The following is a 21,193-nucleotide window of genomic DNA, read 5'->3' on the forward strand; positions in this document are numbered from 1 at the left end:
CCTAGCGCTTCCGGCCCTTGGTCATCGGATCGGGCTTCTTCGGCCGCACCCAGCCGGGCGGCGGCTCCATGCGCTGCTGGCTCGTGCCGAGCCCCATGCCGCCCGGCTGCTGCCGGTAGAGCTCGCCCGCCTCGCGCGCCGTATCGGCATCGCGCAACGCCTTCAGCTCGTCGCGCAGCCGCGCCGCGAGTTCGAAGTCGTTCGCAGCCGCGGCGGCGCGCATCTGCGTTTCCAGGGTCTCGCGGGTGGTCGCCATTCAGCGAAGATCGGGCGGCACGGCCTCGCCGGCGAGGCGCGCGATGGCCTCGGCCAGCGGCAGCACGACCTGCTCGCCGCCGCCCAGCGGGCGCAGCGCGACGGTGCCCTCCTCGGCCTCGCGGCGTCCGACGACGATCAGGTAGGGCACTTTCGCCAGGCTGTGCTCGCGCACCTTGTAGTTGATCTTCTCGTTCCGGAGGTCGGTCTCGACGCGCAGCCCCGCCTTGGTCAGCGCCGCCGCGACGTCGCCGGCATAGGCGTCGGCGTCGGACACGATCGTCGCGACCACCGCCTGCACGGGGGCCAGCCACAGCGGGAACTTGCCGGCATGATGTTCGATCAGGATGCCGATGAAGCGCTCGAACGATCCCAGGATCGCGCGGTGGAGCATGATCGGGCGGTGGCGCTCGCCGTCCTCGCCGACATAGCTCGCGTCGAGCCGCTCGGGCAGCACGGTGTCGGTCTGGATCGTGCCGACCTGCCATGTCCGGCCGATCGCGTCGGTCAGGTGGAATTCGAGCTTGGGGGCATAGAAGGCGCCTTCGCCGGGCAGTTCCTCCCAGCCGAACTCGGGCGTGTCGCGCCCGGTCGCCCTGACCGCGTCGCGCAGCGACTGCTCCGACCAGTCCCACATCTCCTCGGACCCGAAGCGCTTGTCGGGGCGTAGCGCGAGCTTGATCGCGTAACCGTCGAACCCCAGGTCCTTGTACACCGCGTCGAGCAGGTCGCAGAAGATCCGCACCTCCTCGATCAGCTGCTCGGCGGTGCAGAAGATGTGCGCATCGTCCTGCGTGAACTGGCGGACGCGCATGATGCCGTGCAGCGCGCCGTGCGGCTCGTTTCGGTGGCAGCAGCCGAATTCGGCCATGCGGATCGGCAGGTCGCGGTACGACTTGATGCCCTGGCGGAAGATCAGCACGTGCGCCGGGCAGTTCATGGGCTTGAGCGCCAGCAGGTCGGCGGTACCGCTGAAGATCGCTGCCGCGTCGTCGGTATTGGGGATCTCGTCGGGCACGACGAACATGTTCTCGCGGTACTTGCCCCAGTGCCCCGACTGCTCCCACTGCCGCGCCGCCATCAGCTGCGGAGTCTTGACCTCGCGGTAGCCGCCGGCATCGAGGCGGCGGCGCATGTACGCCTCCAGCGCGCGCCACAGCACATAGCCCTTGGGGTGCCAGAACACCGACCCTTGCGCTTCGGACTGCAGGTGGAACAGGTCCATGTCCTGCCCGATGCGGCGATGGTCGCGCTTCGCCGCCTCCTCGAGCTGCACCAGATGCGCATCGAGCTGCTTCTTGTTGAGCCAGCCGGTGCCGTAGATGCGGCTCAGCATCGCGTTCGCCTGGTCGCCGCGCCAATAGGCACCCGACACGCGCGTCAGCTTGAAAGCGTTTGGATCGAGCTTGCCGGTCGAGGGCAGATGCGGCCCGCGGCACATGTCGAGCCACGAATCTTCCTGGTCGCCGGCGCGGTAGATCGTCAGCACCTCGTCGTCGGGCATCTCGGCCGCCCATTCGGCCTTGAACGCCTCGCCGTGCGCCTTGAAGTGCGCGATCAGCCGGTCGCGCGGCCATTCCTCGCGCACCAGCCGCTGGTCGCGCGCGATGACGGCGCGCATCTCGGCCTCGATCGCCGGCAGGTCGTCCTCGGTGAACGGCCGCACGGGCGCGAAGTCGTAATAGAAGCCGTCGTCGGTCGACGGACCGAAGGTGATCTGCGTGCCGGGATGAAGCTTCTGCACGGCTTCGGCCAGCACGTGCGCGTAATCGTGGCGCGCGAGTTCGAGCGCGACCGCCTCGTCCTTGACGGTGACGAGCGCGAGGCTCGCGTCGCCCAGGATCGGCCGCGACAGATCGCGCAGCTCGCCGTCGACGCGCGCCGCCAGCGCCGCCTTGGCCAGCCCCGGCCCGATGCTCGCGGCAACCTCCGCCGGCGTCGTCCCCCGCGCGACTTCGCGGCTGGAACCGTCGGGCAGGGTGAGGGTGATCAGGTCTGACATGGCGGCGGGGACTTGCCTGCCTCGCGCCGCCTTAGTCAACCATTCAGCGCGCGACGACCCGCGTATAGAGGTGCCACGTCGCGTACCCCAGCACCGGCAGCGCGACCGCGAGGCCGACGAACAGCGGCAGTGCGCCGAGTGCCAGGATGGCGACGACGGTGACCCCCCAGCGGATCATCGTCATCGGGTTCTTGGCGACCGCGGCCATCGAGGTCTGGATCGCGGCGAGCGCGTCGACGGGCTTGTCGACGACCATCGGGAAGGACGCGACCGACACGCTGAGCGTCGCGATCGCGAAGGCAGCGCCCGCCAGATTGCCGAGCAGGATCATCTTCAGACCCTCGCGCGTCGCGAACAGGTCGCGCAGGAATTCGGACGGGGTCGACGGCCCCAGCTGCCCCAGCGTCGCGCCGTAGATCGCCCAGGCGGCGGCCAGCCAGGCGAGGAACAGGCCCGCCAGCACGGCGGTGAGCACGAAGATCGGCAGGCGCGAGCGGCCGCGCAGCGGATCGAGGAAGTGGAACCAGCTGCTGTCCTGACCGGTCTCGCGGCGCTTCGCGAGTTCGTAGAAGCCGGCAGCCACCGCGGGCCCGAGGATCGACAGACCGGCGACGAGCGGGAAGATCAGCGGGAACAGCCGGTTGTTGAACGCGAATGCCGAGGCGAGCAGCCCGACCACCGGATAGATCAGCGGCAGCAGCAGCAGGTCGCCGCGCTTTTCCCGGAAATCGGCCCAGCCCTGTTTCAGCGCCCAGCTCAAATCGGCGCCGGTGATGTTGCGAACGGGCGAAACGGCGTGCTCGGCGGTGTCGTCCATGGCGGGCGTGCTCCGTTACTCGGCAGCGAAGACTAACCGGTTCGCGTCAGCCCGCAACCCTTCCCGCAAACGGCCGGTTCCGGATCACGATGGCGCGGTTGAGGACGCCGGCAAAGCTGACCCACGCCAGATAGGGCACCATGAACAGCCCGCCGAGGTCGGACACGCGCGCCACCACCAGCGTCCCCGCGGCGACCGATGCCCACAGGAAGACCCATTCGATCATCGCCCAGTCGGGCCGCCGCGCGACGAAGAACAACGGGCTCCAGCCGATGAAGAACACCGCGTTGACGCCGAACGCGATGAGCAGGTCGGTGCGCGCGGCGCTGCCCGTCGAGGCGTTCCAGCCGAGCACCGCGGCGGTCGCCGCGCACGCCAGGATGACACCCCAGGCCGGACCGAACAGCCATTTCGGCGGCTGCCAGCGCGGCTTCTTCAGATCGTCGTACCACGACGTGATCGGCGAGGTCGCGCCGCCCAGCGCGCCCAGCACGAGCGCGATGCCGCCTGCGACAAAAATAGCCGTCTGCATGATTGTCCCTGCACGCGCTTGTTTGCGCACCTGCCATGTTACACAACCGGCGCATGAGTGCACCGTTCCCCTTCTCCGCCATCGTCGGCCAGGACGAGATGAAGTCGGCGCTGCTGATCGCCGCGGTCGACGCGCGCATCGGCGGCGTCATGGTGTTCGGCGACCGCGGCACGGGCAAGTCGACCGCCGTTCGTGCCCTTGCCGCGTTGTTGCCGCCGATCGCGCTGGTCGAGGGCAGCCGCTTCAACGCCGACCCCGCCGACCGGGGGCGCTACACGGCGTGCTCCGCCGCCGCCAAGGGCAAGGCGATCAAGGGGAAGGTACCGTTCATCGACCTGCCCCTCGGTGCGACCGAGGACCGGGTGGTCGGCGCGCTCGACCTCGAGGCGGCGCTGACGCGCGGTGAGAAGCGCTTCGAACCCGGCCTGTTGGCGCGTGCGCATCGTGGCTTCCTGTACATCGACGAGGTCAACCTGCTCGAGGATCACCTCGTCGACCTGCTGCTCGATGTCGCGGCCAGCGGCGAGAATCTCGTCGAGCGCGAGGGGCTCAGCGTCCGCCACCCGGCGCGCTTCGTGCTGGTCGGCAGCGGCAACCCCGAGGAGGGCGAGCTGCGCCCCCAGCTGCTCGACCGCTTCGGGCTCTCCGTTGAAGTTCGCACCCCGCAGGTGCTGAGCGAGCGCGTCGAGATCCTCAAGCGCTGCGACGCCTATGAGCGCACCCCCGACTCCTTCGCCGCCGAGTGGAAGCGCGAGGAGGCCAAGGTGCTGCGCCAGATCGCCAACGCCCATGAGGCGCTGCCCTACGTCGTGGTCCCCGACGCGACGCTCGAGTTCGCGTCGCGGCTGTGCATGACGGTGGGTGCCGACGGCCTGCGCGGTGAACTCACACTGATGCGCTCGGGCCGCGCGCTCGCGGCACTCGACGGCGCGTCGGAGGTGACGCCCGCGATCATCGCGCGTGTCGCGCCGATGGCGCTTCGGCACCGGCTGCGCCGCGGCGTCCTCGACGAGACGGGGTCGACGGCACGCATCGCGCGGGCGCTGGCGGAAATGCAGGGAGCGGACGCGGTGCCGCTCGCGGCTTGACCGCCGCCCTCGAACTCTTCGCCGTCGACCCGCTCGGCCTCGGCGGCATCGTGCTGCGCGGCCCCGCGGACGGTGGGCGCGACCGTTGGCTGGCCGACCTGACCGAACGGCTGGAGACGCCGCCGCGGCGCCTGCCGTCGGGGATCGACGATGCGCGGCTGCTCGGCGGGCTCGATGTCGCGGCGACGCTTGCTGCCGGGCGGCCGGTGGTCGCGCGGGGCCTGCTGGCGGAGGCCGATGGCGGGGTGATCGTCGTGCCGATGGCCGAACGCCTCGGCGACGGGCTCGCGGGGCGACTGGCGGGGGTGCTCGACGCAGGCGAGGTCGTCGTCGAGCGCGACGGCGCGGGCGGGCGGTCGGCGGCGCGGGTCGGGGTGGTATTGCTCGACGAGGGCGTCGACGACGAGGCCGTCGCGACGTCGCTCGCCGAACGCGCGGGGCTGTGGATTTCGGCGGACAAGGCGCCGGGCGATCCGGCGCTGGTTGTCGCAGCAAGGGCGCGGCTGGCGGAGTTGGCGGCACCGTCGCCCGACATCCTCGCAGCGCTGTGCGGCGCGGCGCTGGTGCTGGGCGTCGATTCGGCCCGCGCGACGATCTTCGCTTTGCGTGCGGCGCGGGCGGCTGCGGCCTTGGCGGGGCGTAGGGAAATCGAGGACGAGGACGTGGCGCTCGCCGCACGCCTCGTGCTGGGACCGCGCGCGACGCGCCTGCCCGACGCCGAGCCCGAAGCGGCGCAGGGCGACGCGCCGCCCGCCGATCCGCCGCCGCCGGGCGAGGACGGCGAGCCGTCGGGCGGCGATGCCGACAGCGAGGCGCGCGCACAGGCGGCCGATGCCCTGACCGACCTCGTCCTCGCCGCAGCCCGCAGCGCGGTGCCCGCCGACCTGCTGAGCGGCACCGTCAAGCGCCGCCGCAGCCGGAAGCCGGGGCCCGAGGGCGGGCGCGGCGCGGGCGAACGGCGGCCGTCGTGGCGGCGCGGGCGGCCTGCGGGGACGCGGTCGGGGATGCCCGGGGGCGGCAAGCGATTGGCGCTGGCGGCGACGCTCGGCGCTGCGGCGGTGTGGCAGCGGGCGCGCGGCGCGACTGAGGGCCGCGTCATCGTCCACCGCGACGACTTGCGCATCCGGCGTTTCGAGACACGCGCCGAGACGACCGCGATCGTCGTCGTCGACGCCAGCGGCTCGGCGGCGCTGGCGCGGCTGGCGGAGGCCAAGGGGGCGGTCGAGCTGCTGCTGGCGCAGGCGTACGTGCTGCGCACCCAGGTCGCGCTGGTCACGTTCCGGGGCCAGGGGGCGACGCTGCTGCTGCCGCCGACGCGGTCGCTGACTCGTGCACGCCGGGCGCTCGCCGAACTCGCGGGCGGGGGCGGCACGCCGCTCGCGGCGGGGCTCGACATGGCGCTGACGCTGGCACTCGCCGAACGCGCGCGGGGGCGGACGCCGCAGCTGGTGATCCTGACCGACGGGCGCGGCAACGTCGCACGGGTGCCCGAGGCCGGGCGGGCGCAGGCGGTCCTCGACGCCGACGCGGCGGCGCGCGCCATCGCCGACGCCGGCATCGCCAGCGCGCTGATCGACACCGCGCCGCGCCCGCGTGCCGAGACGCGCGCCTTCGCGGGCGTGCTGGGCGCGCGCTACATCTTCCTGCCGCGCGTCGAGGCGGGCGGCATCGCCGACGCGGTGCGCGCCGCGTGAAACCCGACTGGGTGACCGACGGCCGCGACTGGCCCAACCGCGAACACAGTCGCTTCGTCGGCGCGGGCGGCCTGCGCTGGCATGTGCAGGTCGCGGGTCAAGGCCCGGTGCTGCTCCTCCTCCACGGCGCGGGCGCCGCGACGCATAGCTGGCGCGACGTGCTGCCGCTGCTCGCGAAGGACTATACCGTCGTCGCGCCCGATCTGCCTGGCCACGGCTTCACCGCGACGCCGGGCGCGAGCGGGCTGACGATGCCCGGCATGGCGCGCGGCGTCGCGGCGCTGCTGGCAGAACTCGGCATGGCCCCGGCGCTGGTCGCGGCGCATTCGGCGGGCGCGGGCGTAGCGCTGCGCCTCGGCCTCGACGGGCACCTGCCCGGCGTTCCGGTAGTGGCGCTCAACGGCGCGATGCTGCCGTTCCCGGGTATCGCACAGCGGCTGTTCCCGGCGGTCGCGCGGCTGTTATTCGTCAACCCGCTGATGCCCGCGATCATGAGCTTCCAGGCGTCGCGCCCGGGCGCGGTGGCGCGCGTCATCGCGTCGACCGGCAGCCGCCTCGATGCGCGCGGCATCGACCTCTATTCGCGGCTGTTCCGCCGGTCGGGACATGTCGCGGGGACGCTCGGCATGATGTCGAACTGGGACCTTGCGGGGCTGAAGCGCGACCTGCCCCGCGTCGCCGCGCCGCTGGTGCTGATCGCAGGCGACAGCGACACGACCGTGCCTCCAAGGGTGTCGCGCGAGGTCGCCGCTCTCGTGCCCGGCGCGCGCCTGATCGCTCTGGCGGGCGGGCATCTGATGCACGAGGAGGACCCCGCGAACTTCGCGGCTATGATCGTCGCGGCATCCGGAACGGCAGCATCGCCTTGACCAGAGGGTGGCGGAAGCTGTCGAGCGACAGCGATTCGTGCACCGCCATCGTGTCCTCCCCAAACAGCCGCGCCGCGACCGTCGAGCGCGCGTAGAAGGGCGAATCCTCCCATGTCCGGACAACTTGCGCGATGCCGTCGTCGGCGCGGGACGATCGGTTGACCCGCCAGCCGGTGCGCGGCAGCGGCGCGGGTCGCGGCATCTCGACCGTCTCGGCCCGGCCCTGTTCGTCGAAGCGCAGCGCCAGCGCGAAGGTCGAGCGATCGCGCCGCACGCCCTCGTAGAACACCGCCGTGTCGGCCTTCAGGTGCGCGCGCGACCATTGCCAGTCGGCGAAGCCGGCCTCGAGCGGCTCGGTCCCGGTATTGGTGTCGACGTACGCCGTGCCCGACCAGTTGAGCGCGGGCTCGCTCAGCGTCACCTCGATCCGCGCGCGCGGCGCGACGGGCTGCCAGACGTGCCGCCCCGCGAGGTCGAGCGGGAAGGCCTGGGTGTTGAGGCAGTCGGGCGTGATCCGCGCGGTGCCGCGCAGCTTGCGCGGGATCGGCGCGCAGACCTCGGTGAAATCGACGACGAGCGCGTCGCCGTCCCAGTGCATCGCGCTCGGCCCGATGGTCAGCGCGTCGGCGTCGCGTTGCAGCCCGCCGCGCCCGCGCTCGGTCATCGCCCAGCGGTTGCCGCCCGGGCGGTAGACCGCGACGTTCAGCGCGACATGGTCGAGCGGGTCGCGCCGCCCACGCGCCCAGTAATAGGGCGAGAAGACGCTGCCGATGAAGGCGATGATCGTCAGGCCGTGGGTGCCGTCGTCGCTCAGCGCGTCGACGTACCACCAGGCATAGCCCTGGGGGCCGACGTTCAGGTCGAAGCGTGGTCCCGGGCGAGTGCGTGCGCTGCCTGGATGCCCGACAGCGCCGCCATCGGCACCCCCGCCCCCGGGTGCGTCGCGCCGCCCGCCAGGTACAGCCACGGCAGCTTCGTCCGCGCCCCCGGCCGCTTGAACGCCGAGGTCGGGCCGTGCGTCGCCGCGCCATAGATTGCCCCCGCCGACCCCGGGAAGGCCGCCGCGAAGTCCGCTGGCGTCGTCAGCCGGCTCGCCCGCATGTCGAGGGTCAGCCCGCACTGCCGCAGCCGCTCGAAGGTCGCTGTCGTGCATGCGTCGAACCCGTCCTCCCCGCGGCCACCGTCGCGCAACGCGGGCGCGTTGACAATCAGTTGCAGGCGTTCGGGGCGATCGGTCGCGGGGCTGTCGTCGGCGTCGCGGTCCTGCGCGCAGACATAGACGCTGGGTTCGAACGGCGCGCGACCGGCCTTCAGCTCGGCGAACTCGCGCGCATAGTCGCCCGAGAAGAACACGTTGTGGCGCACCAGCGGGAAGCCTTGCACGGTCGCGTCGCACGTCCAGACCAGCCCCGACAGCGACCGGTCGCGGGGGTCGAGCGGCCTGACCGCGCCGGGCAGCAGGCCGCGCAGCCCCTGCGGGTCGCCGCCCCAGACGACGGCGTCGGTCTCGATCGTCTCGCCGCTGGCCAGTGTCACGTGGCTCCTGCCGACCCCGGTGACCGCCTCGCCGTAGCGGTAGGTCGCGCCGTTTGCCCGCCCCAGCCCCTCGACCGCGCGCGCCAGTGCGGTCATGCCGCCATCGACGAGCCAGACGCCGTCGGCCTCGACCGCGGCGATCAGCATCAGCGTCGCGGGCGCCTCGAACGGCGACGACCCGGCATAGGTGGCGTAGCGCCCGAACAGCTGGCGCAGCCGCGGATCGGCGAAATAATGCGCGAGCCGCCCCCACAGCGTCGAAAACGGGTGGATGCCGATCAGGCCGGGCAGGCCGCGGAGCCCCATGCGCATGGTCAGGCCGAGCGGCGAGGTGGCAGGCGCCCGCAGGAAGGGTGCGTCGAGGTTGCGCCGGATCGTTCGCGCCTCGGCCATGAAGGCGGTGAAGCCGCGCGCCTCTGCGGCGCCTGCGAACACCCCGATGGCGTCGGCGCTCGCGGCGTCGTCGGCGAAGAGGTCGAGGCGCTGGTCCGGCCCCCAGGCGTGGCGCGCGAGGATGTGCGCCGGCTGCAGCGTCACCGCGTCGTCGAGCGCGCCGCCGCAGCTCTCGAAGACCTCGTCGAACACCCAGCGCATCGTGAACACGGTCGGCCCGCCCTCGACGCCGACGCCGCCGACATCGAGGCTGCGGATCTTGCCGCCCGGGGCCTGGCCTCCGTCGACGACCGTCACCGCAAAGCCGCGCGCCGCCAGCAAGGCCGCCGCCGTCAGTCCGCCCATGCCTGCGCCGACGACGACGACGCGCTTGGTTGTTGCCGGCACGCTACCGTGCCCGGGGCCGCACCGGCCACAGCAGCGCGAGGGTCAGCAGCAGCGGCGCGACATAGGGCAGGTTGATCGCCGCCGCGTCGCGCCAGCCGAGCCCGCCCGCCATCGCGAAAGTGTCGGCGAGCGGCAGCGCGAGCAGGGCGGCGACGAAGACGAACACCACTTGCCACGCCCGCGCGGCGATCAGCGCGAGTAGGAAGCAGCCCAGCCAGATCTCGCGCAGGCCGAACAGCCGCTGCCACGGCACCCCGTCGGCGGCGGGCCGCACGAACGACACGCCCAGCCCGATCAGCACGACGCCAAGCACCGCCGCCAGCGCCACGCCGAGGCGGACACGCACTGTCATGCGGGGATCGGCGGCGGGCATCGCGATGCTTGTCCGGTCGCGGCGTGGGTGCGTCAAGCCGGGGTTTGCGGCGGCGCGCCGGCGTGGCAATCAGGCGCGATGCGTACCCTCCTCCCCGTCGTGCTGCTCCTCTCCACTCCTGCTACCGCGCAGACCGCGACCGAGGCGACGCAAGCCGCGATTCAGCGCGTCGAGCGGCTCAACCCCAAGGTCAACGCGGTCATCGCGCTCGATCCGACCGCGCTCGACCAGGCCCGCACCATCGACCGCGGGCGGCGCGCGCGGGGGCCGCTGTACGGCATGGCGATCCTGGTGAAGGACAATATCGAGACCAGGGGCCCGCTGCCGACTACCGCGGGCAGCCGCGCGTTGCTGGCCAACGTCAGCGGCGTCGATGCCCCCGCGGTGGCGCGGCTGCGCGGCGCGGATGCGGTGATCCTCGGCAAGACCAACCTGTCCGAATGGGCGAACTTCCGCAGCCAGGCGTCGATCTCGGGCTGGAGCGGCGTCGGCGGACAGACGCGCAACCCGCACGCGCTGGATCGCAATCCGTGCGGCTCGTCGTCGGGCAGCGGGGCGGCGGTCGGCAGCGGCATGGTCGACGCGGCGATCGGGACCGAGACCGACGGCTCGATCACCTGCCCCGCCGCGATCAACGGAATCGTCGGGCTGAAGCCGACGGTCGGCCTCGTCAGCCGCGCGCGCATCGTGCCGATCAGCGCGAGCCAGGACACCGCCGGCCCGATGACCCGCGACGTGCGGACCGCGGCGCGCGTGCTGGGCGCGATCGCCGGTGCCGACGACCGCGATCCCGCAACCAAGGGCGCGCAGGTCGGCGACTATATGGCGGCGTTGAACCCGCAGGCATTGAAAGGCGTGCGCATCGGCGTGCTGCGCTTCGCGACGGGCTGGTCGGTGCCGGTCGACGCGTTGTTCGAACGCGCGCTCGGCGTGCTCAAGGCGCAAGGCGCGACGCTCGTCGACATCAAGGAGCTGAAGGACCGCGGCAAGATCGGCCCGGCCGAATTCACCGTGCTGCTGACCGAGTTCAAGGCCGGGCTCAACGCCTATCTCGCCGCGACGCCGCCGGGCGTGAAGACCCGCAGCCTCGCTGACGTCATCGCGTTCAACAAGACGGACGCGCGCGAGATGGCGCTGTTTGGGCAGGACATCCTCGAGAAGTCGGAAGCGACCAAGGGCCTCGACGACCCCGCCTACAAGGAGGCGCGTGCGCTGTCGCTGCGGCTGGCGGGCAAGGACGGCATCGACGCGATGCTCATCGCCACCAACACGGTCGCGCTGGTCTCACCGACGATGCCCCCCGCCTGGCTGATCGATGCGGTCAACGGCGACCAGAGCAGCGGCGGCGGCGCCGGCGGCCTCGCCGCGGTCGCGGGCTATCCGCACCTGACCGTGCCGATGGGCGATATTCGCGGGCTCCCGGTCGGCCTGTCGCTGATCGGCCCGGCATGGAGCGAGGCGCGCCTGCTCGGGCTGGGCTTTGCGTACGAACAGGCAGCGAAGATCGTGCTCAAGCCGAGCTTCCGCGCGTCGGTCGAGGACGACGCCGACGTCAAGGCACTGCCCGCCAAGTGATCGCGGCGGCGCGGCCCGAGACGTGGCGCGTCGTGCTCGCCTTCGCGCTCGCCCCAGCTGTGCCTGCCACCGTCGCCAGCGCGACGACGCTGTGGGACGGGCATGACAACGGCGGCTGGTTCGGCACGTGGAAGCTCTACGCCGTCGTCGGTGGCTATCTGCCGGCGCTGCTGCTCGGTCTCCCGGCGTGGTTCGTGCTCAGGAACCGCGTCGCGCCGGGGTACGGCGCGGCAATGCTCGCGGGTGCCATCGTCGCGGCGCTGCCATGGGTGCTGCTGGCACTGCTCGCGGGCAATCCCGACAACGCCAGCCAGGGCGGGGTCGTGACCGTCGTCGACGGGACGCGGACGCTCGGCGGCTGGATCGCCCTCCTGCGTAGCGTCGGACTCATCGCTGCCCTCGGCGCGCTCGGCGGCGTGGTGTTCCGCGTCGTCGTACACGGGCGGCGGTCGTGAGGCGCGCGCTTGTCGCGCTGCTACTTCTCGCCGCAGCACCCGCCGAGCCGCGCTTCGACGCGACCGCCGCCTGGGGCGAGTTCACGACGCTGCTGCGCACCAGCTACGGCTATTTCCAGCGGCCTGGCGTCGATGGCGAGGCGATCCTCAAGGCGTTCGAGGCGCGCGCTACCGCCGCGTCCGACCGCGCCGCGTTTGTCGATGTGCTGCAGCGGGTCGCTGCCAACTTTAACGACCCGCATTTCGTCGTCGGGCCGTTCACCGACGACGATTACGGCGTGATCCCGACCGCGGGCGACCTGCACGCGGCGCGGAAGGGCGGCGTGGCGGAGATCGTCGCAGTCCGCGACGACAGCGCGGCGGGGCTGCGGCGCGGCGACCGGATCACGAACATCGAGGGCGGCACCGTCGACGCCGCGATCGCCCGCGCCTGCGGCCGGCCCGTCGCCGTGCTGTCGGCGGTTCAGGCCGATTACTGCCTCGACATGGCCCTGGCCGGCGTCTGGAAACAGCCGCGCCGGATCACCCTTGCCGGTGCAGGCGAGCGCGCGCTGCCCGCCACCGTCGCGATGGTTCGGCGCGTGGCGGCGCTGCCCCCGCTGACCATCGAGCGGCGCGGCGGCGCGGCGGTGATCCGGGTCAACAATTCTCTCGGCCGCAACGAGACGATCGCGGCATTCAAGGACGCGCTGGCGGGCCTCGCCGATGCGCCCGTGCTGGTCATCGACCTGCGCAACACGCCGAGCGGCGGCAACACGACCGTCGCGCGCGGCATCATGGGCCACTTCGTCGATGCGCCGCGGCCCTATCAGATGCACGTCATCCCGTCGGAGGAGCGGCAGTTCGGCGTGCCGCGCCGCTTCGTCGAATATGTCATGCCGATCGCGCCGCGCTACCGCGGGCGGGTCGTGGTCCTCGGCGGTCACTGGACGGGCAGCATGGGCGAGGGGTTAATGATCGGCTTCGACGCGATCGGCGTGCCGACCGCGGGGTCGCGGCTGGGCGGCCTGCTCGGCGCCCTGTCGAACGAGGTGCTGCCGCTGTCGGGCGCCAGGGTCGACATCGGCGAGGAGCAGCTGTTCCACGTCGACGGCAGCCCCCGCGAGGACTTCCGCCCGCGCGTGTTCCGCGCCGAAGCCGAGGCGAGGGGGCCTGCCGACCCGCTGCTCGATGCCGCGATTGCCGCGGCGCGGCGGCCGCGTGGTTGAGCCGCGTATCCTCGTCGACGGCGACGCCTGCCCGGTGAAGGAGGAGGTGTACAAGGTCGCGTATCGCCACGCGGTGCCCGTCGCGGTGGTCAGCAACAGCTATTTCCGCGTGCCGCAGCATCCGCTGGTCGAGCAGGTCGTGGTCAGCGACGCGTTCGACGCTGCCGACGACTGGATCGCCGAGCGCGCCGATGCCGCGGCGATCGTCATTACCGCCGACATCCTGCTGGCCGAACGCTGCTTGAAGGCGGGCGCGACTGTGCTGTCGCCGACCGGCAAGCCGTTCACCGCCAACTCGATCGGCAGCGCCGTCGCGACGCGGGCGATCATGGCCGACCTGCGCGCCGGGGGCGACATCGTCGGCGGCCCAGCGCCGTTCTCGAAGGTGGACCGCTCGCGGTTTCTGGGAGCGCTCGACACCGCGCTCGTCGCGCTCAAGCGCCGCTAGGACAGCCAGTCGGCGATCGTCGTCGCGGTCGCTGGGTACCAAACGAGGTCGTGGCCAGCGCCGGGGACGATCCGCAGGCTTGCCACCGTGCCCGCCGCCTTGGCCAGCGCAATGCCGTGATCGACGCCGATCACCCTGTCGGCATCGCCGTGCAGGATCAGCACGGGCAGGCCGATGCCGCGCAGCTTGGCCGCGCTCGCGTAGCGGTCGCGCACGAGGGGGCGCAGCAGGCCGATGCCGAAGGTCGCCGCCACCGCGTCGGGCAGGCTGGTGAAGCCCGACACGATAACCAGCGCGCGCCAGTCGCGGCGGCGCGTCGCGAGCTCGACCGCGATCCCCGACCCGAGCGAATTGCCGATCAGCACCGTGTCGCCCGGAGGCACCCCCGCCTGCGCCAGCCAGGCCAGCGCGCCCGCGCCGTCGGCATACAGCCCGGCTTCGGAGATCCGCCCCGGCTGGCCGGCATAGCCGCGATATTCGGGGATCAGCACGCCGTAATCCGCCGCCGCGAGCCCGCGCATCGCCGCGACTCCGCCCGCCAGCCCGTCGGCATTGCCGTGGAAGAAGACGATCGTCGGTCGCCCCCGCGCCGGCCGGTACAGGGCACGCAGCTGCAATCCGTCGGCGGTCGCGAAGACGATGTCGCGGTAACCCGGCGTCGCGCCGACGGCGGGCGGCGCGGGGGCGCGGCCGACGGGGTAGATCAGGCTGCGCTGGAACGCGAAGGCGACGCCCAGCACGAGTGCGACCGCCGCCACGACGATCGCCAGTGCCATGATCAGCCAGCGTCCGGTTTCGGGTTGCACCATGGGCGCAGGCTAGGCCGCAGCCGTGCATCCGCCAATCGTGGATGACGCGCCGCCGCCGCTCGTCCACCATGGCGGGCATGACACTCCGCGCCAATTGGCTCCGCACCCGCAACCGCCTGCTCTCGTCGCCGCGATTTCAGGCCTGGGCGGGGCGGTTTCCACTGACACGGCCGCGGGCGCGGGCCGAGGCGGCGCAGCTGTTCGACCTCGTCGCGGGGTTTATCCATTCGCAGGTGCTGGCCGCGGTCGTCGAGCTGCGCCTGTGCGAGCGGCTCGCCGACGGGCCGCAGGCCGAGGCGACGCTGGCGAAGGAGTGCGACCTGCCGCCCGATTCGATGCGCCGCCTGTTGCGCGCCGCGGCGTCGCTGGGCCTCGTCGAACCGCTGGGCGGCGACTGGGCGCTGGGGCCGCGCGGTGCGGCGCTGCTCGGCAACCTCGGTGTCATGGCGATGGTCGCGCATCACGGTGCGCTTTACGCCGATCTCGCCGACCCGGTGGCGCTCCTGCGGCGCGGCGGTGGCGGCGGGGCGCTCGCCGCCTATTGGGGCTATGCCCGCGCCGCGGCGCCCGATGCGGCCGAGCCGCAAGCGGTCGCCGACTATTCGACGCTGATGGCGGCGTCGCAGCCGATGGTCGCGGCGCAGGTCGTCGCCGCGTATGACTTCTCGCGCCACCGCCGCCTGCTCGATGTCGGTGGCGGCGAGGGAGCGTTCGTGCGCGCTGTCGCCGCCGCGGTGCCCGGTCTCGACCTCGCGCTGTTCGACCTGCCCGCCGTCGCGGCGCGGGCGCGGGTCGCGCTCGACAGTGCCGGCCTGACACGCGTCGCGACGCACGGCGGCAGTTTCTTCGCCGACGATCTGCCGACCGGCTGCGACGTGGTGACGCTGGTTCGCATCCTTCACGATCACGACGACGATGCGGCGCTCGCGCTGCTCCGGCGGGTCCGTGCCGCGCTGCCCCCCGGCGGCACCCTGGTCATCGCCGAGCCCATGGCGGACGCTGTGCCGGGGCGCGTCGGCGACGCCTATTTCGGCCTCTATCTGCTGGCGATGGGATCGGGCCGCGCGCGCTCGCCCGCCGAACTGACAGCGATGCTGCAGGCAGCGGGCTTTGTACGGTCGCGCACCCTCGCGACCGATGTCCCGCTGATTGCGCGGATTATCGTTGCGACCAACTGACAGGGCGTGTTGACAACCCCGTCCGTCAACCTAGACTGACACTTCGAAGCGTCCAATCCGGCTGACACAGACCGGAAGCGCCAGGGATCAGCGGTGGTCAGCCGCAGGGGAACAGGGTCGAGATGCCGGATACCGTCGCAGTCGTCATGGAGGGACCGGGCAGCCTGGCGCTGCGTCCGCTCGCGCTCCTGCCGATGGCCGACGATGCGGTGACGGTCGCGGTCGACTGGAGCGGGATCAGCACCGGAACCGAGCGCCTGCTCTACACCGGCCGCATGCCGAACTTCCCCGGCATGGGCTATCCCCTTGTTCCCGGCTACGAATCGGTCGGCACGGTGATCGACGCTGGTCCGTCGGCCCGCGGCCGGCTGGGCGAGACGGTGTTCGTTCCCGGTGCCAATTGCTACGACGGCGCCCGTGGCCTGTTCGGCGGTGCATCGCGCAAGGTCATCCTGCCGTCGGCGCGGGCCCACAAGGTCGACGCCGCGCTCGGCGCTAAGGCCGTCCTCCTCGCGCTCGCCGCGACTGCGCAGCATGCGCTGGTCGTCGGGCGCGTCCCCGAACTCATCGTCGGCCACGGCGTGCTCGGTCGCCTGCTGGCGCGCGTCATCGTCGCGCACGGCCACCGCGCCCCCGTCGTCTGGGAAACCAACGCGACCCGCGCCACCGGCGGCGAGGGCTACGCGGTCGTGCACCCCGATGCCGACGACCGCCGCGACTATGCCTGCATCTGCGACATGAGCGGCGACGCGAACCTGATCGACACGCTGATCGGCCGCATCGCCAAGGGCGGCGAGATCGTTCTCGGCGGCTTCTACGAGGGCGACGTGCGCTTCGCCTTCGCCCCCGCCTTCATGCGTGAAGCGAGCCTGAAGATCGCCGCCGAATGGCAGCCCGCCGATCTCGCGGCAGTCAACGCGCTCGTCGCCTGCGGCCTGCTGTCGCTCGACGGTCTGATCACCCACACATCGGAGGCGGCCGACGCGGCCGACGCCTATCCCACCGCCTTTGGCGATGCGGCGTGCCTCAAGATGATTCTCGACTGGAGAGCGTGCGCATGAGTCTGGACGAAACCAAGGTCCAGGGCCTGACGCTCGACGATTTCCTGCGCATGGAAGCCGCGATCGAGCCCGACCCCGTCCACACCGGCGAGGTTACCAAGGATACGCAGATCATCGCGATCTACGGCAAGGGCGGCAGCGGCAAGTCGTTCGCGCTGTCGAACCTCAGCTACATGATGGCGCAGCAGGGCAAGCGCGTCCTGCTGATCGGCTGCGACCCCAAGAGCGACACGACCTCGCTGCTGTTCGGCGGCAAGAGCTGCCCGACGATCATCGAGACGAGCTCGAAGAAGAAGCTGGCGGGCGAGGAGGTCCGGATCGAGGACGTCTGCTTCCAGCGCGACGGCGTGTTCGCGATGGAGCTCGGCGGGCCCGAGGTCGGCCGCGGCTGCGGCGGGCGCGGCATCATTCATGGTTTCGAGCTGCTCGAGAAGCTGGGCTTCCACGAGTGGGGCTTCGATTACGTCCTGCTCGACTTCTTGGGCGACGTGGTGTGCGGCGGCTTCGGCCTGCCGATCGCCCGCGACATGTGCCAGAAGGTCATCGTCGTCGGCTCGAACGACCTGCAGTCGCTCTATGTCGCGAACAACGTCTGCAAGGCGGTCGAGTATTTCCGCAAGATGGGCGGCAACGTCGGCGTCGCGGGCATCCTGATCAACAAGGACGATGGCTCGGGCGAGGCGCAGGCGTTTGCCGATGCAGTCGGCATCCCGGTGCTGATCTCGATCCCGGCCAACGAGGACATCCGCAAGAAGTCCGCGAACTACCAGATCATCGGAACGCCCGACGGCCAGTGGGGCAGCCTGTTCGAGACGCTCGCCGAGAACGTCGCGAGTGCGCCCCCGGTGCGCCCGACGCCGCTGACGTCCGACGGCCTGCTCGGGCTGTTCTCGCCTGAGGATACCGGCGCCAATGTGACGCTGCGCCCCGCGAGCCAGGCCGACATGCGCGGCTCGGCGTTCGTCCCCAAGGCGAGCCTCGAAGTGGTCTACGACACCGTATGACCGACGATCTCGCCATGCCCGCGAACGACCTCGACGCCGTCGGCGGCTGCAGCAGCAATGCGACGCTGCGCGATGCCGCCGCCAAGGCCGGCAAGTCGGACGTGCTCGCGCGCTATGCGGCGGACTATCCGCAGGGGCCGCACGACCAGCCGCAGTCGATGTGCCCGGCGTTCGGTTCGCTTCGTGTCGGCCTGCGCATGCGCCGCACCGCGACGATCCTCTCGGGCTCGGCGTGCTGCGTGTACGGCCTGACCTTCACCTCGCATTTCTACGGCGCGCGCCGCTCGGTCGGCTACGTGCCGTTCAATTCGGAAAGCCTCGTCACCGGCAAATTGTTCGAGGATATCCGCGACGCGGTCCACGAGATGGCCGACCCGGCGCTGTACGATACGATCGTCGTCACCAACCTGTGCGTGCCGACCGCGAGCGGCGTCCCGCTGCAGCTGCTCCCCGACCAGATCGACGGCGTCCGCATCATCGGCATTGACGTGCCGGGCTTCGGCATCCCGACCCACGCCGAAGCCAAGGACGTCCTCGCCGGCGCGATGCTCGCCTACGCCCGGAAAGAGGTCGAGGCCGGCCCCGTGCCTGCGCCCAAGACCCGCGCCGACAAGCCGACGATCACCCTGCTCGGCGAGATGTTCCCGGTCGATCCGATCGGCATCGGCCAGATGCTCGAGCCGCTCGGCCTCGCCGTCGGCCCCAACGTCCCGACGCGCGAATGGCGCGAGCTGTATTCGGCGCTCGACTGCGCCGCGGTCGCCGCGATCCACCCCTTCTACACCGCCTGCATCCGCGAATTCGAAGCCGCTGGCCGCAAGGTCCTTCCCTCGGCTCCAGTGGGCCGCGACGGCACCGCGGCCTGGCTCGACGCCGTCGGCGACGCCTGCGGCATCGCACAGGCGCAGGTCGACGCCGCCAAGAACCGCTTCCTGCCGATGATCGGCGCCGCACTTGCCGCCAAGCCGATAAAGGGCCGCATCACGGTTTCGGGCTACGAAGGCTCGGAGCTGCTCGTCGCCCGCCTGCTCATCGAGAGCGGCGCCACCGTCCCCTATGTCGGCACCGCCTGCCCGCGCACCAAATGGTCGGATCCCGACCGCGAGTGGCTCGAGGCGCACGGCGTCGAGGTCAAGTTCCGCGCCAGCCTCGAGAGCGATCTTGCGGCGGTCGATTTCTACCAGCCCGACCTCGCGATCGGCACGACCCCCGTCGTCCAGCATGCCAAGTCCAAGGCGGTCCCGGCGCTGTATTTCACCAACCTGATCTCGGCGCGCCCGCTGATGGGCGTCGCGGGTGCGGGTTCGCTCGCCACCGTCGTCAACGCCGCGCTGGCGAACCAGGCGCGCTTTGACACGATGCGCGACTTCTTCGAAGGCGTCGGTACCGGTCACAGCGCCGGCATCTGGGAAAAGACCCCCGTCGACCGTCCCGAGTTCAAGGCGAAGATCGCCGGGCAGCGCATCGCCGCCGCCAAGGCCGAAGAGGCGATCGGCGCATGACGCTGGTCCTCGATCATGACCGCGCCGGCGGATATTGGGGGGCGGTCTACGCCTTCACCGCGATCAAGGGCTTGCAGGTCATCATCGACGGCCCCGTCGGCTGCGAGAACCTGCCGGTCACGAGCGTCCTGCACTACACCGACGGCCTGCCGCCGCACGAGCTGCCGATCGTCGTCACCGGCCTGGGCGAGGACGAGCTCGGCCGTCACGGCACCGAGGGCGCGATGAAGCGCGCCTGGAAGACCCTCGACCGCGATCTGCCCGCCGTGGTGGTAACCGGTAGCATCGCCGAGATGATCGGCGGCGGCGTGACGCCCGAGGGCACGAACATCCAGCGCTTCCTGCCGCGCACCATCGACGAGGACCAGTGGCAGGCCGCCGACCGCGCCCTGACCTGGCTGTGGACCCAGTACGGTACCAAGAAGGTCCCCGCGCTCCGCCCCCGCAAGGAGGGTGCCAAGCCCAAGGTCAACATCATCGGGCCGCAGTACGGCTGCTTCAACATGGCGTCGGACCTGCACGAGATCCGCCGCCTGATCGAAGGCATCGGCGCCGAGGTCCATATGGTCTTCCCGCTCGGCAGCCATCTCGCCGACGTCAAGCGGCTGGCGGATGCCGAGGTCAACGTCTGCATGTACCGCGAATTCGGCCGCGGCCTGTGCGAAACGCTCGAGCGCCCGTACCTCCAGGCGCCGATCGGCCTGACCTCGACCACCCTGTTCCTCGAAAAGCTCGGCGAACTGCTCGGCCTCGACCCGCAGCCGTTCATCGAGAAGGAAAAGCACACCACGATCAAGCCGCTGTGGGACTTGTGGCGCTCGGTGACGCAGGACTTCTTCGGCACCGCGAGCTTCGCCGTCGTCGCGACCGAAACCTATGCCCGCGGGATGAAGGCGTTCCTCGAGGACGATCTCGGCCTGCCCTGCACCTTCAGCTTCAGCCGCACCGCCGGCATCAAGCCCGACAATGTCGCGGTCAAGGAAGCCATCCGCACCTCGCCCCCGCTGGTGATGTTCGGCAGCTACAACGAGCGCATGTACATGGCCGAGCTCGGCAGCCGCGCGATCTTCGTGCCCGCCAGCTTCCCCGGCGCCGCCATCCGCCGCGCCACCGGTACGCCGTACATGGGCTATGCGGGCGCGACCTGGCTGGTCCAGGAAGTCTGCAATGCGCTGTTCGACGCGCTGTTCAACATCCTGCCGCTGTCGACCGCGATGGACGCCGCCGACGCGACGCCGGCGCGCATCCTGGCGCAGGTCGCGTGGGAGGACGAGGCGAAGGCCGAGTTCGACGCGCTGGTCGAGGCGCAACCCGTGCTCGTCCGGATCAGCGCGGCCAAGCGCCTGCGCGACGCCGCCGAGCGCCAGGCCCGCAATGCCGGGCTTCCTGCAGTTACCGCGCGTGAGCTGGCAGCCGCCGCCCGCGCCATCGAGAGCATGGCCGCATGACGCGGTCCCGCACCCTTTCGGCCCAGTATGGGGGGCCTCAACCCATCGATGCGGCGGTGGTCGCCGCTTCGATACCGCCAGGAGACGTCGCAAGCGGCCTCCATTTTCCGGCGGATAACGTGGAGATGGAGCAATGAGCGATATCAGACCGACCGACGACCGCATCACACCGAGCACGTATCTCAGCGAAGCCGAGGCGAAGGAGTTTCACAAACTCTTCATCACCAGCTTCATCGTGTTCACGCTGATCGCCATCGTCGCGCACTTCCTCGTCTGGTCGTGGCGGCCGTGGCTCGGCGAGGCACGTGCCTTCGCCGAACTCGAGACCGGCCGTACCGGCGTTACCGTAACCGAACAGGCATAAGGGAGACCGACTATGTGGAGAATTTGGCAAATGGTCGACCCGCGCCGCGCGCTGGTTGCCCTGTTCGTGTTCCTGTTCGTGCTGGCACTGTTGATTCACTTCATCCTGCTCAGCACCGAGCGCTTCAACTGGCTCGAAGGTCCGGCAGCGACTGCTCCCGCGGCTGAAGGTTCAGTGACGCCGGGGACGTGACCG

The 21,193-nt window shown here is 71.3% G+C and carries 22 protein-coding genes; 14 read left to right on the forward strand and 8 right to left on the reverse strand.

Annotated features, from left to right (window positions below):
* Window position 1: 1 nt before the first annotated feature.
* The 4 genes from FMM06_RS16265 to FMM06_RS16280 are packed head-to-tail and all read right to left on the reverse strand — an operon-like array spanning window position 2 to window position 3,606.
* Window positions 2-256 carry a UvrB/UvrC motif-containing protein gene (locus FMM06_RS16265; RefSeq protein WP_144335359.1) on the reverse strand — a complete coding sequence of 85 codons (255 nt, stop codon included), beginning with the start codon at window positions 254-256 and terminating at the stop codon, window positions 2-4.
* Window positions 257-2,257: a threonine--tRNA ligase gene (thrS, locus tag FMM06_RS16270; protein WP_144335360.1), complete on the reverse strand. Its 2,001-nt coding sequence runs from the start codon at window positions 2,255-2,257 to the stop codon at window positions 257-259. It lies immediately after the preceding gene.
* 43 nt (window positions 2,258-2,300) lie between these two features.
* A complete protein-coding gene (locus FMM06_RS16275) occupies window positions 2,301-3,074 on the reverse strand; it encodes a DUF2189 domain-containing protein (protein ID WP_144335361.1) in 774 nt (257 codons plus the stop codon).
* A gap of 46 nt (window positions 3,075-3,120) precedes the next feature.
* Window positions 3,121-3,606: a TspO/MBR family protein gene (locus FMM06_RS16280; protein WP_144335362.1), complete on the reverse strand. Its 486-nt coding sequence runs from the start codon at window positions 3,604-3,606 to the stop codon at window positions 3,121-3,123.
* 53 nt (window positions 3,607-3,659) lie between these two features.
* Here FMM06_RS16280 and bchI point away from each other — a divergent pair, with 53 nt between their 5' ends.
* The 3 genes from bchI to bchO are packed head-to-tail and all read left to right on the forward strand — an operon-like array spanning window position 3,660 to window position 7,257.
* Window positions 3,660-4,694: a magnesium chelatase ATPase subunit I gene (gene bchI, locus FMM06_RS16285; RefSeq protein WP_144335363.1), complete on the forward strand. Its 1,035-nt coding sequence runs from the start codon at window positions 3,660-3,662 to the stop codon at window positions 4,692-4,694.
* Window positions 4,691-6,388, forward strand: coding sequence for a magnesium chelatase subunit D (locus tag FMM06_RS16290; protein ID WP_144335364.1), 1,698 nt, complete (start codon window positions 4,691-4,693; stop codon window positions 6,386-6,388). Before bchI ends, FMM06_RS16290 begins: the two co-directional genes overlap by 4 nt.
* On the forward strand, window positions 6,385-7,257 hold the full coding sequence (gene bchO / locus FMM06_RS16295) for an alpha/beta fold hydrolase BchO (RefSeq protein WP_144335365.1): 873 nt from the start codon (window positions 6,385-6,387) through the stop codon (window positions 7,255-7,257). Before FMM06_RS16290 ends, bchO begins: the two co-directional genes overlap by 4 nt.
* Here the strand turns inward: bchO and FMM06_RS16300 are convergent.
* The 3 genes from FMM06_RS16300 to FMM06_RS16310 are packed head-to-tail and all read right to left on the reverse strand — an operon-like array spanning window position 7,217 to window position 9,982.
* On the reverse strand, window positions 7,217-8,224 hold the full coding sequence (locus FMM06_RS16300) for a hydratase (protein WP_235889355.1): 1,008 nt from the start codon (window positions 8,222-8,224) through the stop codon (window positions 7,217-7,219). The two genes, bchO and FMM06_RS16300, sit on opposite strands and share 41 nt — an antisense overlap.
* Window positions 8,113-9,573 carry a 1-hydroxycarotenoid 3,4-desaturase CrtD gene (crtD, locus tag FMM06_RS16305; RefSeq protein ID WP_235889356.1) on the reverse strand — a complete coding sequence of 487 codons (1,461 nt, stop codon included), beginning with the start codon at window positions 9,571-9,573 and terminating at the stop codon, window positions 8,113-8,115. Before crtD ends, FMM06_RS16300 begins: the two co-directional genes overlap by 112 nt.
* 1 nt (window position 9,574) lies before the next feature.
* Window positions 9,575-9,982 (reverse strand): hypothetical protein, encoded by a 408-nt coding sequence (locus tag FMM06_RS16310; protein ID WP_144335366.1) that lies wholly within the window; start codon window positions 9,980-9,982, stop codon window positions 9,575-9,577.
* A gap of 42 nt (window positions 9,983-10,024) precedes the next feature.
* Here FMM06_RS16310 and FMM06_RS16315 point away from each other — a divergent pair, with 42 nt between their 5' ends.
* Genes FMM06_RS16315 through FMM06_RS16330 form a run of 4 tightly spaced genes read left to right on the forward strand, consistent with a single transcriptional unit; the run spans window position 10,025 to window position 13,632 of the window.
* Window positions 10,025-11,521 carry an amidase gene (locus FMM06_RS16315; protein ID WP_144335367.1) on the forward strand — a complete coding sequence of 499 codons (1,497 nt, stop codon included), beginning with the start codon at window positions 10,025-10,027 and terminating at the stop codon, window positions 11,519-11,521.
* Complete coding sequence (locus tag FMM06_RS16320; protein WP_144335368.1) at window positions 11,518-11,976, forward strand: hypothetical protein; 459 nt, start codon at window positions 11,518-11,520, stop codon at window positions 11,974-11,976. Before FMM06_RS16315 ends, FMM06_RS16320 begins: the two co-directional genes overlap by 4 nt.
* A complete protein-coding gene (locus FMM06_RS16325) occupies window positions 11,973-13,184 on the forward strand; it encodes a S41 family peptidase (protein WP_144335369.1) in 1,212 nt (403 codons plus the stop codon). The genes FMM06_RS16320 and FMM06_RS16325 overlap by 4 nt, the downstream gene beginning before the upstream one ends.
* Window positions 13,177-13,632, forward strand: a complete 456-nt coding sequence (locus tag FMM06_RS16330; RefSeq protein ID WP_235889357.1) for a YaiI/YqxD family protein — start codon at window positions 13,177-13,179, stop codon at window positions 13,630-13,632. The genes FMM06_RS16325 and FMM06_RS16330 overlap by 8 nt, the downstream gene beginning before the upstream one ends.
* Here FMM06_RS16330 and FMM06_RS16335 read toward each other — a convergent pair.
* Window positions 13,629-14,441, reverse strand: coding sequence for an alpha/beta hydrolase (locus FMM06_RS16335; protein WP_144335371.1), 813 nt, complete (start codon window positions 14,439-14,441; stop codon window positions 13,629-13,631). The genes FMM06_RS16330 and FMM06_RS16335 overlap by 4 nt on opposite strands.
* Before the next feature lie 41 nt (window positions 14,442-14,482).
* Between FMM06_RS16335 and FMM06_RS16340 the strand changes: the two genes are divergently transcribed.
* The 7 genes from FMM06_RS16340 (at window position 14,483) to pufA (ending at window position 21,190) form a co-directional block, all read left to right on the forward strand.
* The gene (locus FMM06_RS16340; protein ID WP_235889358.1) at window positions 14,483-15,619 is read left to right on the forward strand and encodes an acetylserotonin O-methyltransferase; all 1,137 of its coding nucleotides are present in this window, start codon (window positions 14,483-14,485) and stop codon (window positions 15,617-15,619) included.
* A 122-nt stretch (window positions 15,620-15,741) separates the two neighbouring features.
* On the forward strand, window positions 15,742-16,680 hold the full coding sequence (gene bchC, locus FMM06_RS16345; protein ID WP_235889359.1) for a chlorophyll synthesis pathway protein BchC: 939 nt from the start codon (window positions 15,742-15,744) through the stop codon (window positions 16,678-16,680).
* Window positions 16,677-17,684 (forward strand): chlorophyllide a reductase iron protein subunit X, encoded by a 1,008-nt coding sequence (locus FMM06_RS16350; RefSeq protein WP_185965234.1) that lies wholly within the window; start codon window positions 16,677-16,679, stop codon window positions 17,682-17,684. The genes bchC and FMM06_RS16350 overlap by 4 nt, the downstream gene beginning before the upstream one ends.
* Window positions 17,681-19,186: a chlorophyllide a reductase subunit Y gene (bchY, locus tag FMM06_RS16355; RefSeq protein ID WP_144335372.1), complete on the forward strand. Its 1,506-nt coding sequence runs from the start codon at window positions 17,681-17,683 to the stop codon at window positions 19,184-19,186. Before FMM06_RS16350 ends, bchY begins: the two co-directional genes overlap by 4 nt.
* Window positions 19,183-20,634: a chlorophyllide a reductase subunit Z gene (bchZ, locus tag FMM06_RS16360; protein WP_144335373.1), complete on the forward strand. Its 1,452-nt coding sequence runs from the start codon at window positions 19,183-19,185 to the stop codon at window positions 20,632-20,634. Before bchY ends, bchZ begins: the two co-directional genes overlap by 4 nt.
* A gap of 133 nt (window positions 20,635-20,767) precedes the next feature.
* Window positions 20,768-20,998: a light-harvesting antenna LH1, beta subunit gene (gene pufB / locus FMM06_RS16365; protein ID WP_144335374.1), complete on the forward strand. Its 231-nt coding sequence runs from the start codon at window positions 20,768-20,770 to the stop codon at window positions 20,996-20,998.
* A 12-nt stretch (window positions 20,999-21,010) separates the two neighbouring features.
* Window positions 21,011-21,190, forward strand: a complete 180-nt coding sequence (gene pufA, locus FMM06_RS16370; RefSeq protein ID WP_144335375.1) for a light-harvesting antenna LH1, alpha subunit — start codon at window positions 21,011-21,013, stop codon at window positions 21,188-21,190.
* The last annotated feature ends 3 nt before the right edge of the window (window positions 21,191-21,193 follow it).

The sequence above is a fragment of the Glacieibacterium frigidum genome (assembly GCF_007097155.1).
Lineage (GTDB): Bacteria > Pseudomonadota > Alphaproteobacteria > Sphingomonadales > Sphingomonadaceae > Glacieibacterium > Glacieibacterium frigidum.